General features: G+C 33.5%; 1 protein-coding gene. It reads left to right on the forward strand.

The genetic code is table 11. From position 1 onward, the window contains the following. Positions 1-213 (forward strand): hypothetical protein (locus OXQ85_RS20595; protein WP_267407024.1); only part of this gene is annotated, 213 nt, incomplete at its 5' end. Positions 214-224 lie beyond the last annotated feature (11 nt).

Genomic DNA, 224 nt, shown 5'->3' on the forward strand with positions numbered 1-224 from the left:
TTAGTTAAAAAAATTAACCTAAAGGAAAAGCAGCAGGATAAAGAAAGACGTTTCGTTGATACCAAGATATCGCCCCTGATTTTATTCCCCTGCTGCTGTTTTCTTCCAAATCCGGATAGAACGTTGTTTGGAGATAACTTTTACCATGTTGGATCAGAAGAAAACCTCTTTAATAAAAAGATTTTTGTATGTCAAAAATATCAAAAAAAGTAATTGGAGTGGAC

It is taken from the genome of Chryseobacterium sp. GM_Chr_2 (assembly GCF_026540445.1).
GTDB lineage: Bacteria > Bacteroidota > Bacteroidia > Flavobacteriales > Weeksellaceae > Chryseobacterium.